The following is a 14,868-nucleotide window of genomic DNA, read 5'->3' on the forward strand; positions in this document are numbered from 1 at the left end:
CGTAAACCGCAGATCAAGCTGGGGAGATGAACGATGCGCCGGACCCGTGGAACGACTTCGCCCAGGAGCTGGGAAAGCGACTTCTTCGCGCCCGCGCGACGCGCGGACTCTCCCAAGAGCACGTCGCCCACGCGGCAGGTCTTGCGACCTTCACCTATCGAAAGCTCGAGAAAGGCGAGTCCAACCCGGGGACGCCCGCCAACCCACGTCTGAAGACGCTCGTCGTGCTGGCGGAAGTGCTCGACCTGTCCCTGGACGAGTTGATTCCCGAGAGGCCAGGAGGGGTGGCGCCCGGGCGTTGACCTCGATGTCGGAGGGTCGTGGTTCACTCTCCGTGTGCCCACCGATGATCGGGTCGTCGCGCGGCGACGACTCAGCGAGAGAGGTGTCAGGCATGAACTCAATCCCCGCGGAGCACTCTCCGAAACCGGAGAGGTGTGCTTTCGTGTGGTGCACGACGGAGCACGGTCGGACCGTCCACCCGGACGATGAGACACATCGAAGTGCCGGTGCGGGCTTTCCGGCACGGGTTCGGGAGGGGGTCATCGCCGGCGGTGGCATGGCGACAGACGTCGAAGTGGGTCTGGTCCGTGGCCCCGACGACCGTGAAACCTGGGTCGCCCTCGAGTTCGGTGCTGGACGCATGGTCGCGATCGACACCGAGGCCGCGCGCGTTCTCGGCAGGCTTCTGTGTGAAGATCCTGATATCGCCGCGGCGCTTCGGAACGAGGCTGGGTGAGCGGGGCACGGGGCGGTTGCGTAACGCCTGGAAGCGCGCGGCGTCGCTCTTCCGCGACGCGCGCGCAGATCGTTCGACGTCGGGATGGCCGTGCACTGCTGCGTGCTGATTTCACCCGAGAATTCGTCCTTCCTCAGGAGGGCGACGGCGGCCGCGCGTCGCAAGCGACCTGCGTTTGACTGGGGGAGCGTGGAGCTGCCACGCGGAAGGAGCCCCTCGATGTCCCCGCCCCGTTCCTTGCCCGCGGCCCACGTGATCGTCGTCTGCACGGCGAACGCGATCCGCTCGCCGTTCGTCGAGAACCTCCTACGCCAGCGGCTCGCGGAGAAGGGGGTCGAGAGGGTCGAGCTCGAGAGCGCGGGAACCGCGGCCCGAACGGGGCTCCGCGCTGAGCCGGGTGCACGCAGCCTCGCGCTCGCGATGGGTTTCTCGCTTGAGGAGCATCGGACGCGGCCCTTGGGCGACCGGATGCTCCGCTCGGGGACCGTCGTGCTGTGTGCTGAGCGGGTGCACCGACGGGTGGTTCTGGGGATGCGCCCCGACCTCGTGGCGACGGTCTTCACCGTTCGCGAGTTCGCGCGACTCGCCGGCGCCGCACGCTCGACGAGCGCGGTGGCTACGTGGCCGGCTCTGCTCTCCGCCGTCTCCCGCGCTCGTGTTCTGGATCGTCACGTCGATCGAAGCGAAGACGATATCGTCGACCCGATCGGACAGGGGCATGCGGTGTGGGCCGACTTCGAGAGAAGCGCCACGAGTGCCGTTGATGCGATCGTCGAGGCCACGTCCGACCTGTTCATCCCGAGCGGGACCGGCCACGTTCCCGTTGGACCGATGACGCGCAGAGAGTACCGTGAGTCGACCCGAACCCCACGCTGAACGCCCGCGGATCTGAGAGACCTTCACGCTGCAGGGCTTGTGCTCGCTGCTCCGGTGTCATCGGCGGCGACGAGCCAGCCGGCGGAGGTCGTCATGGCTGTCCGCCGGCAACGAGTGGCCGCACGGCCAACGGGCATGCCCCACGTCGGGCCCGACGCCCGAGCTTCTCCCTCGCGGAGAGGCGGGTGAAGTCAGAGTCGCGCGGCGGGGGTTCGGGTCGGTCCGCCGGCCAGGGACGGCACGCGGCCATCCTCCGTCTCGGCGCGCGCCATCATGCGGCCGAGGCCGATGCCGGCGCCGAGCGAGATGACGATCCACGCGAGCAGGGCGACCAGGAAAATGACGACCATGGGACTTCTCCTTTGGAGTCCGGGTGGTGCAACGACGAGGTGACTACTGCTGCTCACAGTAGTGGCGCCGGGCGTCGAGCAGGCGCATCGGCGCGACGAAAGATCGACGATTCTTCAGCCGCGACCGCCGAATGTCCGTCGCACGATGCGAAGCAGTCCGAGGAAGCCGAACAACCCGATCACCGCACCGAGTACCGCGAAGAGGGTGACGGATCCGCCGAGGACGGGACCCCCGCCGGAGATGATGAGGACGACGGCGATCACCACCGCCGCGATGGAGACGAGAGTCGATGCAGCCTCGGCCGTGACCCGGTTGAGGATGCCGCCGGCATCCTTCCCGTCCTCGGAGCGAAGGGTGACACCGATCGAGCCCTTCTCGATTCCCGTCAGAAGAGCCTCGAGGCGCCGCGGCATCCGCTGGATGCGCGCCATTGAGATCACGGTCGCAGCTTGGAGGTCCGTCGCCAGACGCGTCACGGACAGGGCTCGCCGCAGCAGTGTCGGCATCAACGGCAGTGCGCGCCCCACCATGTCGAAGTCATCGACGATCACGCGCAGGCACCCCTCGAGGGTCGCGAAGCTGCGGAATGCAGACGCGAGCTCACCGGGAAGGGCGATGCGGTGCTGACGGATGACGTCGACCATGCGTGTGAAGATCGACCCCTGGCCGCCGGTCCGCAAGTGCTCGGTCGTGAGGACGATTCCGACATCGTGCCGGAATGCTTCCAGATCGACGTCGTCGGGGGCGTCGACGATGAGGAGAAGCGCGTCGGTGGCCGCCACGTCGTTCTCGCTCAGGGCGGCCAGCAGCAGGGCCGTCATGTGCTCGCGTCGGCTGCGCTCGATGATCCCCACCGCTCCGAAGTCGATGAGTCCCAGGGTGCCGTCGCCCTTCAGAAGGACGTTGCCCGGGTGGAGGTCGGCGTGGAAGACGCCGTACACGAGGATCTGCTCGATGACCGTGGACATGAGCACCTGAGCGAGCCGATCCCGTTGCTCGGGTCCGAGCGCCGCGAGGAGCTCGGCGGAATCGCTCAGTGCGGCGCCGTCGACCAGGTCCATCGTCAGAACCCGCGGTCCGCTCGCGTCGGGAAAGACCCGTGGAACGGAGACGAGGCCTCGGCGATCGGGCTCCGCCCTGTCGATCCGCTCGAGGGTGGAGCGGATCATGTCGGTGTTGCGGGCCTCGATGCGATAGTCGAGCTCCTCCAGGAGCGTCGCGGTGAAGCCCCGCGCGACCGACGCGATGTGAAGGTCTTTCCCCACCCGCGTGCGGGCCTCGGCGCGATGAGCGAGTCTCCCGATGATGTCGGCATCCGCTTCCACCTGCGCACGGGCGGCGGGACGTTGGACTTTCACCACCACTTCGGTCCCGTCGAGCAGCCGTGCTCGGTGGACCTGAGCCACGGAGGCGGCCGCGAGCGGCGCACGATCGACTTCGGCGTAGACCTCGTCGATCGAGGCGCCGAGGTCAGTCTCGATCACCTCGCGCACCGTCTCCCAGGGCAGGGTCGTCGCCTTGGTCTGCAGGGTCGACAGAGCGCTGAGGTATGGCTCGGGGATCAGGTCGCGACGGGTCGAGAGCACCTGGCCGAGCTTGACGAAGCTGACGCCGGCGTCGTTGATTGTCGCGACGATCGCGTTGGCGCGCTCCTCCGCGGTGCTCAGCTCTTGTTCGACCCGTGCGTGACCGCCGTGGAACAGCCACCCCACGCCGTGTCGGGAGGCGATCGCGAGGATCTCGAGGTAGCGGCGGGTGCGCTTGCGTTGCCGCAGTGCGGCCCGAACGAGGTCGACGGGGTTGGGAAGGGGGCGTGTGGGGAAGATCGCCTCGCTCGCCACCAGCGCTGCCACGCCGATCGCGAAGGCCCATGCGATGGCGAGGGCGATCAGGGCGAGCCAGAGTCCCACGTTTCCCGCGGCGTCGGGGGAGGTGCCCGTCTGTCGGAGGGTCCACTCCGCGACGGGCACGCCGACGAAGAAGACCAGCAGCCCGACGACGATGCTGCGCGGCCAGCCGACTGCGGTCCCGAGGATGCGGCGGGCGACGAACCCCACGAGCACCGCCGAAACGATGGCGGCGACGGAGATGAGGAGGCTGACGACCACGGGGTCAGCGTAGCGGCAGCGTCAGGAGATGCGGATATGCCCGCAGCTTGCGCAGGACCAGTGGGCGAAGCTGCGGGAAGAGTTCTCGACCAGCATGGTGAGGCACGACGGGCATCGAGGAGCGAATCCCCGGTCACTGTCGTCGTCTGACGATGTCTGCGGTACGGAGAGGTGAAGTGTCGAGAGCATGCGTGTCCTTCGGGTGGGTATGCATTCTTACATGCGCATGCGAAGGAGGCGGTGTTGTCCACACGGGCCATCCGTGCCGCGCCACAGGACACGCGGTGAAACGCCGGACGCCTCGGCCCATGCCGAGGCGTCCGACGGGAGCGCTGAGATCAGGGGCGACCCATGCCGTGGTATGTCCAGCCGGCGGCGCGCCACGCGGACGCGTCGAGGCAGTTGCGGCCGTCGATCACGATGTGTCCTCGGGTGAGCGTGGCCGCGTGCGCCGGATCGAGCTGATGACGGTACTCGTCCCATTCGGTGACGACGATGACGGCATCCGCGTCCTGGAGCGCCTCGTCGCGGTCGTGCACGTAGGTCAGCTGCGGGTGGATGCGCTGCGCGTTCTCGATCGCCGCGGGGTCCGTCAGAGTGACATCGGCGCCCAGACCGTGCAGGCGAACCGCGACGTCGAGGGCGGGGGAGTCGCGGATGTCGTCGCTGTGCGGCTTGAACGCGGCGCCGAGCACGGTGACCTTCTTCTGGTAGACCGAGCCGCCCAAGGCCTCGCTCGTCAGGTCGACCGCACGGTCGCGTCGACGGAGGTTGATTGCGTCGATCTCGCGGAGGAAGGCGACGGATTCGCCGCGCCCGAGTTCTTCGGCGCGCGCCGAGAAGGCGCGGATGTCCTTCGGCAGGCACCCGCCACCGAAACCGATACCGGCCCCGAGGAAGCGACGACCGATACGGGCGTCGTGCCCGATCGCGTCGGCCAGGGTCGTCACGTCGGCCCCGGTGACCTCGGCGATCTCGGCGATCGCGTTGATGAAGCTGATCTTCGTCGCCAGGAAGGCGTTGGCCGAGACTTTCACGAGCTCGGCGGTGGCGTAGTCCGTGACGATGAACGGCGTACCCTTCGCGATCGAGGGGTGGTAGACCTCGCGGAGGATCTGAGCGGCACGCTCACCCTCGGCGGTCGCGACGCCCTCCGAGAACGGGACGCCGGCCACCAGTCGGTCGGGGTCGATCGTGTCCTGGACGGCCCATCCCTCCCGGAGGAACTCCGGGTTCCACACCAGGGTCGCCCCCGTCTCACTCACCCGCGGGGCGAGCGTCGCGGCGGTGCCGACCGGAACGGTCGACTTCCCGGCCACGAGATCGCCCTCGGACAGGTACGGGAGCAGTCCGTCGACGGCGGCGTTCACGTAGGTGAGGTCGGCCGCGTACCCACCCGCCTGCTGCGGGGTACCCACGCCGATGAAGTGGACCTTGGCCCCCTGCGCGGCGGACATGTCGGTCGTGAAGGAGAGCCGGCCGGAAGCGATGCCTTCGGTCAGGATCTCCTGCAGCCCGGGCTCGAAGAAGGGCGCCTCGCCCTTGCTCAGCGCGGTGATCTTGCGCTCGTCGACGTCGATGCCCACGACCTCATGGCCGATGGATGCCATCGCCGCCGCGTGCACCGCACCCAGGTAACCGCACCCCACTACAGACAAACGCACGATGAAAGCCTTTCAGATTCTTGTCGACGCGACGCGGATGCATCCTGTCGCGGACCCGCGGACACGCGGGGATTTCACGCGGCGGTGTCGCCCGGCGCCAGGGCGGCGCGAGCGGTTTTGCCGAGAATGACGAAGTCGCCGAGGAGCGTCCAGTTCTCAACGTAGGACAGGTCGAGTCGGACGGATTCCTCCCACGAGAGCGACGAGCGGCCGCTGACCTGCCAGAGCCCGGTGATTCCGGGCTTGGCGAGGAACCGGCGGTGGACGTGATCCGCGTACTGGGCCACCTCGGACGGCAGCGGAGGTCGGGGACCCACCAACGACATCGAACCGCCGATCACGTTGAAGAGCTGGGGCAGCTCGTCGAGGCTGAACTTGCGCATCACCCGGCCGATCGGCGTCACGCGCGGGTCGTTCTTCATCTTGAACAGGACCTCGTTGCCGGAGTCGCGTTGTTGCGCGGCGAGATCGTGCAGAAGGTCCTCGGCGTTGACGACCATCGAGCGGAACTTGATCATCGTGAACTCGTTGCCGTGATACCCGACGCGCGTCTGGCGGAAGAACACCGGCCCTGTGCTGGAGAGGCGCACGGCGATGGCGAGGAAGGCGAGGACCGGGCTGAGCAGGATGACGCCCGTCACGCTCGCGACGAGGTCGACGGTCCGCTTGAGGAACACCTGCCCCCGCGAGAAGCGCGGGGTCTCCACGTGGATGAGGGGGAGACCCGCGACCGGTCGGGTGTGCAGGCGCGGACCGGCGATGTCGATGATGCTGGGGGCCAGCACGAGGTGCTGACGCCCGGCTTCCAGACTCCACGAGATCTGCTTCACCTTGTCGGCGGGGAGCTCGTCGGCGCTCGTGACGGCGACGGTATCGGCGCCCGTGACGGACAGAGCCCGTCCGATGTCACCGACGTGACCCATGACGGGGATGGTCGTCCCGGGGATCACGTCGGCGATCTTCCCGTTGGGCACGCACGCCCCGACGACGCGGTAACCGGCACTCGGGGTGCGCGCGAACTCGCGCGCCAGCTGGGTGACGGACGTCAACGATCCGACCAGGAGCACGTTGGCGGAGTACTTGCCCTGCGACCGCTGGACGATGAGCCACTGGCGCCAGAGCCACCGCGTGAAGATGAGGACGGCGATCCCTGCGGGGAGCGAGATGAGCAGGTAACCGCGAGCGACGTCGATCTGCGTCAGGAAGGCGAGGATCGCGACGGCGCCGAACACACGGAAGCTCGAGTCGATGATCCGCACGTATTCCTGGGAGCCGGTGCCGATGACGCGGTCGCTGCGCGAGTCGACGAACGACAACGCCCACATCCAGGCGACGATCAGGATCGCGGAGAAGATCCAGTACGACAGGTCGGTGATGCGACCGTCCTTGTTGGCGGCGACGGCGACGTTGCCGGTACCGAACCAGATCAGCTGGGTGCCGTAGACGACCCAGACCAGCGCGGCGAGGTCGGTGAGGAAGAGATTGCGGCGATAGCGCAGGCGCCAGCGATCTCGCGGGTGTGCGGCCACGGTCGTCGGCGCCGGGGTAACAGGGATCTGCTCATCGGCGTCGGCGATGCCGCCGTAGCTGTCCTGCGACGCCGATGTCGCGTCGACTCTCAGGTCAGACGTCACAGTGCTTAGGCCTTTCCCCCAGGGTGCCTGAAAATTCACTTTCTCCCCGCTGAACGATAACAGGCGGATCTCACCCAGTGAATCACCCTCGGGTGAATGCGATGTTTCGGGAACACGCGCGATCCGGTCACCTTGCTCCCGTCCGGAAGGCGTCTCGGGGTACCGGAAAGCGGTGTCGTTACACTCGGGCAACGGATGATCGCAGGCCCTCGACCGATGCGCCGCGGCCGAAAGGACCATCGATGACGCGTACGCGAACGCGCTCCGCACGCGCGAGAAAACGCCGCCGCGCCGCCCTTCTCGTCGCGGTCGCCGCGGTCGTCGCCGTCGCGGCCGCCGCCATCGCCGTGCCGATCGTGCTCGATCGCCTCGCCGCTTCCGCCCCCACCGCGGTCTCGACGCCGTCCTCGCGGGCCGAGTCGCCGGGCCCGGCTGATTCCCCGACACCGACACCGACTGCGACTCCGACACCGACTCCGACGTCGCCGGTCGCTCAGCCCTGTGCCGGTGGTGACACCCTTCTCACGATCTGGGCGCACCCGGATGACGACATCATCTTCGCCAACCCGACGATCTCGGAGGCGATCGCGGCGGGTGACTGCGTCCGCACCGTCTTCGTCACCGCGGGCGACGCCGGCCGCGGCATGGATTACACCCGAGCGCGAGAGCTCGGCATCCTGCGCGCCTACAACGTCATGCGAGGAGAAGAGGGGCTCTGGGACGAGACCGAGATCACGTTGGACGCGGGGATGCGCGTCGATCGTCTGACGCCGCAGGGAGACCCCCGGGTGTCCGTCCTCTTCGTCCGTCTCCCCGACGGCAACATCACCGACGGAGGCTTCGCGGCGACCGGGTACGCGACGCTGAGCAAACTGCTCGACGGGTCGATCGCCTCGCTCGCTCCCATCGACGGCGGCCCCGCGCTGAGCAGCGCTCAGCTCACCGCGAGTCTCGCGGAGCTCGCCGAGGCGTTCCACCCCTCCCAGACGCTGACCCACATTCCGCGGGGGAGCGCGTTCGCGCCCGGCGATCATCCTGACCACTCGGTCGTCGGCACCCTCGTGCGTGACGCGATCGGACCGACCGCGGACGCCGGCCCGGGGCTGCGCTACTTCGTGGGTTATCCGTCCGAGAATCTGCCCCGCAACATCGAGGGGGCGGCCCTCGACACCAAGGTGGAGATCTACCGGGTCTACACCCAACAGGACGACGTCATCCGTTGCGCCGACCGCGATGGGTGTCTCAAGACGCGCAAGTTCGGCGAGTGGCTCCGGCGGTCCTACCCCAAGACCGAGGCTGAACTGCAGATGCCCTGAGCCCGTGGGTACGGCTCAGTCCCGGAGGCGGAGCAGAGACACCGCGACCTCGTGGCATCCGTCCGGCGTGGGCAGGCCGTAGTCGATCTCGATCACCGAACGCAGATCGGCCGCGAGCTCGTCGGCAGCGGGGTCGGATGCCAGGGCCTCGAGGATCGGCACGATGAGGTCGTCGTATTCGTCGTCGGGCCACCCGTCGCCGATATCGCGGACTCCGATCGGATCCCACTCCCAGAGGACGGCGCGTACGCGCAGAGCAGCGGGCGACAGCGACCGCGGCGGTGAGGACGTCTGCATGGAGGCGAGTGTGGCCGCGCTCCCTCGGTGTGCGCTGAGCGTTGTCGATGGACCGGATGAGTCGCCGTGGATGCCGGACCCCGCCGACCGGGGGGACTCTCGGGCAGTGACAGGGATACCCGGGGTCGCCGCGATAGCGTCGAGACGGAAGACGAAGAACCGAACCGGAGGTCTCACGACCCGACCGGCGCGGTGCAGCAGAAGAGGATGGAACCGCCGTGCGCACTGACGACGATCCCTCGCCCGACACGGCACCCGACGCCCCCGCTGTCGATCGCGCGCGCCGCGCTCGACTGACCCGGCGCGGACTGCTCATCGGCGGGCTGGCCGTCGTCGGACTCGGGGCGGGTGCGCTGGTCTACCGCAACGTCCGCCGGAGCTCCGGCCCCGTCGGCACCTGGGTCTCGCTCGCGCCGATCCTGCCGGCATCCCTTCCCTCCCCGTTGCCGCCCTCTCCGGCTGTGCAGGCTGCCGGCACCGACACCGCGATGGCGATCTGGGCCCACGCCGACGACGACATCATCTTCGCCAATCCGGCGCTGTCGGAGGAGATCGCCGCGGGACGTACGGTTCGTGCCGTGTTCGTCACGGCGGGCGACGCGGGCAAGGGCCTCGAGTACGCGGAGCAGCGAGAAGCCGGCATCCGTGCCGCATACGACGAGATGCGCGGCAGCACAGCGCCCTGGCAGGAGGAGAAGCTGACGCTCCTCTCGGGCGCACAGGTCACGCGGTTCACCCCCTCGGACGAGCCGCGTCTTTCGCTCACGATGATGCGGCTTCCGGATGGAGGTCTGGATGCCGAGGGCTTCGTCGCGACGGGCAACGTGTGCCTGACGCGGCTCATCAACGGGTCGGCGGCGACGCTGACATCGGTTGACGGCTCGACCGTCTACGACCGTGCGCGCCTGTCGGCGACGATCGTCGAGCTCCTCGGGGCTGCCCAGCCGAGCCACGTGACCACGAACATCCCGCACGAGAGCGCGTTCGCGCGCGGCGATCACCCCGACCACTCGGCCGTGGGCTCGCTCGTGCGAGCCCTCGCTCCGGAAGCGGGCATCGGGCCGGAAGCGATGTCGTACTACGTGGGGTACCCCTCGCAGAACGAGCCCACCAACGTCGACGGCGCGGTTCTCGACACGAAGGTGCGGATCTACGAGACGTACGCCGCGGACGACCCTGTCGTGACCTGCGCCGATGCTGCCGCGTGCCTCTCTCAGCCGGGGTTCGGGGCGTGGTTGCGCCGGTCGTACCCGAAGGGCGAGTCCGAGCTCCGCTTGAGCTGAGGGCACGGCCGTCGGCGGCGGCAGCGGCGTCAGTGCTCGCTGTCGCGCCGCGGAATCGTGACGCGCAGTCGGTAGCCTCCGCCGCTGCGCGCCGCGGCGTCGAGGTGGCCGCCGAGCAGCTCGGCGCGCTCGCGGAGACCGAGCAGGCCCGTCCCGCTCGAGGGGAGGTGTATGCCGCGCTCGGTCGCGGCGTCGTTCTCGATGACGATGTCGATCGCGGCGGTGTCGGCGGTCGCCGTGACCTGGACGCGCGCTCCGGGCGCGTGCTTGCGGGCGTTCGTCAGGCCTTCCTGGACAGTGCGGTAGACCGCGCGTTGGAGGGGAGGCGCGAGATCGGTGGGGAGGGAGATGTCCAGCTCCGCCTCGAGACCGCTCTCGCGCACGAGTCGGGGGAGATCGTCGACCGTGGGCTGCGGTTCGGCGGAGTCGGTGTGCGCCCCGTCGGCGCGGAGTACTCCCACCATCTGCCGGAGCTCATCGAGCGTCCGCACCGCGAGGGAGCGGATGACCCCGGCGATCCGTCGTGACTCGGGGTCGGGAGAAGAGACCTGAAGGGCTCCGGCCTGGACGGCGACGAGGCTGGCCTGATGAGAGACGACGTCGTGCATCTCGCGTGAGATGCGGACGCGCTCGCGCCGCAGGACGTCCTGTCTCTCCCGCGCGCGCTCCGTTTCGCGCGCGAGCGACAACTCCGCGACGCGGTCGGAGAGCTCGCGGTGCGTGCGGACGAGTGCGCCGAGGGCGATGGGCGTCGCGGCATACATCAGGGCGTAGAGCAACGCCGGTGCGAGGAAGTCCATCGCGGGCAGCTGCCAGTCGGGCAGAAGGAAGCAGCCGAAGGTCACCGCTCCCGCAACGACCAGCAGAGGGATGCAACGGGTCCGCACCGCGACCGAGTACAGGGCGATCGGGGCGGCGATCGTCATGGAATCCACGACGAGGCCCGGAAGCACGAGTGCGAACGACACCCAGGGCAGGCGGCGGCGCACGAGGAGCCCGGCCACCGCGATGAGAGCGAGAGCGGTCTCGATCGTCGACCACGAGGGGATCGAGACGGCGACATCGACGAAGGCCGCCGCAGCGAGCGTGAGGTCGACGACGACGGCGAAGCCGCGCGTTCCGCTGAGTCGTTCGACGGCCCGCGGGACGAGGCGCGTCATGCGCGGCGCCGACGGGGGCGTGCCCGCTCCGAGATGAGAGCCGCTTCGAGCCGCGTCGACACGGACAACTTCGACAGGATCGCGCTGACGTGGTCCTTCACGGTCGCGCCGCTGAGGTGCAGTCTTCGGCCGATCTCGGCGTTGGATTCGCCCGTGGGGAGGCAGGCCAGGACGTCGCGCTCGCGATCCGTCAGGAGGGCGATCCGCCGCACGGCGTCGTGGTCGGGCGCGCCGGTGTAGCCGTCGACCAGGGTGCGCGAGACCTGCGGCGACAGCACCACTCCGCCGGCGGCGAGCGTGCGCACCATGGCCGCGAGGTTCTCCGGCGCGGTGTCTTTGACGAGGAATCCCGCAGCGCCGTCGTGCAGCGCGCGAGCGATGTACTCGTCCGTGTCGAAGGTGGTGAGGATGCCGATGACCGGGCGGTGGGTGTCGTGTCGCAGGTCGCCGAGGATGTCGAGGCCGCTGCGCTCCGGCATCCGGATGTCCAGCAGGACGACGTCCGGGCGTTCGCGGCGGATGGTGTCGACCGCGACTCCTCCGTCCACGGCGGCGACGACCTGGATGTCGGGTGCGGCGCCCAGGATCAGCTCGAAACCGGAGCGGACGAGGGCTTCATCATCGACGACTACGACCCGGATCACGACTCACACCCTACGACGCCCGCAGGGCGACGCGAAGGGCGCGGGAAGGGCGGGGGTGGCGGTGACGCGCCCCCGCCCCTGGTCATCAGTCGTCCGAGACGGTGACGGTGACGTCGATGTTGCCGCGCGTGGCGTTGGAGTAGGGGCACACCTGGTGTGCCGCGTCGGCGAGCTGCTGGGCGAGCTCGTGCTCGATGCCCGGGAGCACGACCTCGAGGAGGACGGCGAGCTGGTAGCCGCCCTGACCGTTGGGTCCGATCTGCACGCGGCCGCCGACCGAGGAGTCCTCGATCTTGACCTTCTGTGCGCGCGCGACGGAGTGCAGGGCGCTGTGGAAGCAGGCCGCGTATCCCGCGGCGAAGAGCTGCTCGGGGTTGGTGCCCTGGCCGGATCCGCCGAGCTCCTTGGGTGGCGCGACCTCGAGGTCGATGTACTCGCCGGCCGAGACGTGGCCGAGGCGGCCCTGACCGGTGGACAGCGCTTCCGCGGTGTAGAGAACGTCCATGAATGTGTTCCTTTCTGGGGACGAGGGGGATGTCGAGCGGATCAGGAGGCGGCGCGCGTCGCGCGTTCGGCGGCGACAGCGTCATCCGGGTGGTCGCGCAGCTCACGCATCGCGGCCGTCAGCTGGTGGAGCGCATCGATGAGGTCTCGTGCGCTGTCGGCGTCGGGAAGTCCCGAGCCCTGCGCGATGCACCGCGGCACGTGCGCGAGTTCGGTGCGCAGCTCGTGACCTCTCGGCGTGAGGGAGACGGTGACCACGCGCTCGTCGCGTCCGTCACGGGTTCTTGTCACGTACCCGGCCGCCTGCAGGCGCGCGAGCATCGGCGACAGCGTTCCCGAGTCGAGCTGAAGCGCCTCGCCCAGGCTGCCGACGGTCTGGTCGCCGTCGTTCCAGAGCGTTACGAGCGCGATGTACTGCGGGTACGTCAGGTTCCAGGGCTCGAGCAAAGCCCGGTAGGCCTGGGTCGTCGTGCGGTTCGCGGCGTACAGCGCGAAGCAGACGAGGGCATCAACAGCGGGCATGAGAAAAGGATTGCACACAATTGAGTTGTGCACAACCAAACCCCTCGACCCTCACTCGGTCGAAGGCACGACGCTCCCGTCCGCGAGCGAGATGGTGATGTCCGCACCCGCGTCGAAGGACACCTTCCACACCGGCTCGCCGCTGGTGCGGTCGATCTCGACCTCGTCGATGCCGCCGCCGCGATGGGCCGCCACGGCGGTTCGTACGGCATCCGCCATCGTCGTCCCCGCGTTCTCGAGCGCGTCCCGATCCTCGGTGTCGACGGTGTCCGCGTCCCTCCGCGAAAGGACCTCGCCTCCGTCGGCGCTGATCCGCAGATCCGCGGCTCGACCGTTCGTGACGACCTGGACCTCCCACGTGCCGTCGTCCTCGCGGTCGAGATCGAAGGCGCGTCCGCCCGCGTCGGATTCGGCGCGGACGACGGCCGAGACGACCGTCTCCGAGCTGCCGGAGCTCGTCGCGGGGGAGGTGCAGCTCGTCAGGCCGAGAGCGAGAGGCGCGGCCGCGAGGATCGCGAACGGGAGACGAAGAGATGCCATGCCGGGAGGTTAGTGACGGACTCTCCGCACACGTTCGCCGTTGCGCTCGCGGGCAAGTTCGTGTTCGTGTGCTTCGTGTTCATGTGCGGAGGTACCAACTCGTCGGCATCACGTCAACCGTCCCCTTCCGTCCAGATTCGGATCGAACGATGTGGTCATGAGCGAGATCACTGCACACCACGGACTCTTGACCGATATCGACCTTCACGTCGACGACACCGGTGGCGCGGGTCGCCCCGTCGTCCTCATCCACGGCTGGCCCCTGTCGGGGGAGTCCTGGGCGCACCAGGTTCCGGCGCTCGAGGAGGCCGGCTACCGCGTCGTGTCCTACGACCGTCGCGGCTTCGGCCGCAGCGACAAGCCCCGCACGGGGTACGACTACGACACCTTCTCGGACGACCTCGAGGCGGTTCTGGCCGCGCTGGATCTCCGCGACGCGACTCTCGTCGGGTTCTCGATGGGAGGCGGCGAGGTCGCCCGCTATCTCACCCGGCACGGTTCCGACCGCGTGCACAGCGTCGTCTTCGCCGCGGCGGTACCGCCGTATCTCGCGAAGACCGACGACAACCCGGAGGGCCCGCTCGACGAGGAGACCGCCGACGGCATGAAGCAGGGGCTGAAGGACGACGAGAAGGCGTTCTACCACCAGTTCACCACCGACTTCTTCTCTGTCGACGGCACGCTCGCCGTGTCCGAGGCGGACCGCGCCGAGGCGGAGCGGCTCGCGAATCAGGCCGACCACCACGCAGCGCTCAAGGCGATGGAGGCGTTCGCCACCACGGACTTCCGCGATGACCTGCCCAACGTCACCGTGCCCACGCTCGTCATCCATGGCGACAGCGATGCCACCGTGCCCTTCGAGGGCTCGGGTGCGCGTACGCACGCGGCCATCCCGGGTAGTGAGCTCCACGTCGTGGCCGGCGCTCCGCACGGCGTCAATGTCAGCCACGTCGAAGAGTTCAACCGGGTTCTCCTGGACTTTCTGCAGCGCTGATCCTCGCGCGGCCGGGTGCGAGCCCGGCCGCGCGGGTGAGTCCCGCGGTTCGGTCGGGTGAAGCGATAGACGGGCGCCACGCGTGACGCCCCGTCACCGTCGGACGCCCCCGGGATGCCGTGGGATCACACCTCTACGGTGACGCTCATGAGCGTCCGCGATGCCCCACCCGGCGACGTCACCCCGATGCGGCGACGACGACGCCGTCGTCCCCACCGCCCGTGGCGCGAGGGCGG

The 14,868-nt window shown here is 68.9% G+C and carries 16 protein-coding genes; 6 read left to right on the plus strand and 10 right to left on the minus strand.

The annotated features are described in order from the left end of the window. Positions 1-26 precede the first annotated feature (26 nt). The 3 genes from NS283_RS01760 to NS283_RS01770 all read left to right on the plus strand — a co-directional run bounded on the left by NS283_RS01760 (position 27) and on the right by NS283_RS01770 (position 1,615). Positions 27-302 carry a helix-turn-helix domain-containing protein gene (locus NS283_RS01760; protein WP_058595163.1) on the plus strand — a complete coding sequence of 92 codons (276 nt, stop codon included), beginning with the start codon at positions 27-29 and terminating at the stop codon, positions 300-302. A 257-nt stretch (positions 303-559) separates the two neighbouring features. Beyond that, the gene (locus NS283_RS01765) at positions 560-739 is read left to right on the plus strand and encodes a hypothetical protein (protein ID WP_058595164.1); all 180 of its coding nucleotides are present in this window, start codon (positions 560-562) and stop codon (positions 737-739) included. Positions 740-958: 219 nt separating this feature from the next. Continuing rightward, the gene (locus NS283_RS01770; RefSeq protein WP_193751334.1) at positions 959-1,615 is read left to right on the plus strand and encodes an arsenate reductase/protein-tyrosine-phosphatase family protein; all 657 of its coding nucleotides are present in this window, start codon (positions 959-961) and stop codon (positions 1,613-1,615) included. A gap of 191 nt (positions 1,616-1,806) precedes the next feature. Here the strand turns inward: NS283_RS01770 and NS283_RS18810 are convergent, their stop codons facing one another. The 4 genes from NS283_RS18810 to NS283_RS01785 form a co-directional block, all read right to left on the minus strand. Then, a complete protein-coding gene (locus NS283_RS18810) occupies positions 1,807-1,965 on the minus strand; it encodes a hypothetical protein (RefSeq protein ID WP_193752611.1) in 159 nt (52 codons plus the stop codon). 114 nt (positions 1,966-2,079) lie between these two features. Then, positions 2,080-4,074 (minus strand): ABC1 kinase family protein, encoded by a 1,995-nt coding sequence (locus tag NS283_RS01775; protein ID WP_058595166.1) that lies wholly within the window; start codon positions 4,072-4,074, stop codon positions 2,080-2,082. Positions 4,075-4,412: 338 nt separating this feature from the next. Continuing rightward, complete coding sequence (locus NS283_RS01780) at positions 4,413-5,738, minus strand: UDP-glucose dehydrogenase family protein (RefSeq protein WP_058595167.1); 1,326 nt, start codon at positions 5,736-5,738, stop codon at positions 4,413-4,415. Positions 5,739-5,812: 74 nt separating this feature from the next. Then, complete coding sequence (locus NS283_RS01785) at positions 5,813-7,372, minus strand: sugar transferase (RefSeq protein WP_153003255.1); 1,560 nt, start codon at positions 7,370-7,372, stop codon at positions 5,813-5,815. A gap of 242 nt (positions 7,373-7,614) precedes the next feature. Between NS283_RS01785 and NS283_RS01790 the strand changes: the two genes are divergently transcribed. Then, positions 7,615-8,688, plus strand: a complete 1,074-nt coding sequence (locus tag NS283_RS01790; RefSeq protein WP_058595168.1) for a PIG-L family deacetylase — start codon at positions 7,615-7,617, stop codon at positions 8,686-8,688. A gap of 15 nt (positions 8,689-8,703) precedes the next feature. On the opposite strand, the gene NS283_RS01795 is transcribed toward NS283_RS01790, so the two are convergent. Next, the gene (locus tag NS283_RS01795; protein ID WP_058595169.1) at positions 8,704-8,985 is read right to left on the minus strand and encodes a hypothetical protein; all 282 of its coding nucleotides are present in this window, start codon (positions 8,983-8,985) and stop codon (positions 8,704-8,706) included. Positions 8,986-9,203: 218 nt separating this feature from the next. Between NS283_RS01795 and NS283_RS01800 the strand changes: the two genes are divergently transcribed. After that, positions 9,204-10,268: a PIG-L family deacetylase gene (locus tag NS283_RS01800; RefSeq protein ID WP_058595170.1), complete on the plus strand. Its 1,065-nt coding sequence runs from the start codon at positions 9,204-9,206 to the stop codon at positions 10,266-10,268. A gap of 29 nt (positions 10,269-10,297) precedes the next feature. Here NS283_RS01800 and NS283_RS01805 read toward each other — a convergent pair whose 3' ends face one another. The 5 genes from NS283_RS01805 to NS283_RS01825 all read right to left on the minus strand — a co-directional run bounded on the left by NS283_RS01805 (position 10,298) and on the right by NS283_RS01825 (position 13,638). Then, complete coding sequence (locus NS283_RS01805) at positions 10,298-11,428, minus strand: sensor histidine kinase (protein ID WP_058595171.1); 1,131 nt, start codon at positions 11,426-11,428, stop codon at positions 10,298-10,300. After that, positions 11,425-12,072 carry a response regulator gene (locus NS283_RS01810; RefSeq protein ID WP_058595172.1) on the minus strand — a complete coding sequence of 216 codons (648 nt, stop codon included), beginning with the start codon at positions 12,070-12,072 and terminating at the stop codon, positions 11,425-11,427. The genes NS283_RS01805 and NS283_RS01810 overlap by 4 nt, the downstream gene beginning before the upstream one ends. Before the next feature lie 85 nt (positions 12,073-12,157). Further along, complete coding sequence (locus NS283_RS01815; protein WP_058595173.1) at positions 12,158-12,577, minus strand: organic hydroperoxide resistance protein; 420 nt, start codon at positions 12,575-12,577, stop codon at positions 12,158-12,160. Between the two features lie 41 nt (positions 12,578-12,618). Beyond that, positions 12,619-13,098 carry a MarR family winged helix-turn-helix transcriptional regulator gene (locus tag NS283_RS01820; protein ID WP_058595174.1) on the minus strand — a complete coding sequence of 160 codons (480 nt, stop codon included), beginning with the start codon at positions 13,096-13,098 and terminating at the stop codon, positions 12,619-12,621. Positions 13,099-13,149: 51 nt separating this feature from the next. After that, the gene (locus NS283_RS01825) at positions 13,150-13,638 is read right to left on the minus strand and encodes a hypothetical protein (protein ID WP_058595175.1); all 489 of its coding nucleotides are present in this window, start codon (positions 13,636-13,638) and stop codon (positions 13,150-13,152) included. Positions 13,639-13,795: 157 nt separating this feature from the next. Between NS283_RS01825 and NS283_RS01830 the strand changes: the two genes are divergently transcribed. After that, positions 13,796-14,632, plus strand: a complete 837-nt coding sequence (locus NS283_RS01830) for an alpha/beta fold hydrolase (protein ID WP_058595176.1) — start codon at positions 13,796-13,798, stop codon at positions 14,630-14,632. The last annotated feature ends 236 nt before the right edge of the window (positions 14,633-14,868 follow it).

The organism is Microbacterium testaceum (genome assembly GCF_001476285.1).
Taxonomy (GTDB): domain Bacteria; phylum Actinomycetota; class Actinomycetes; order Actinomycetales; family Microbacteriaceae; genus Microbacterium; species Microbacterium testaceum_B.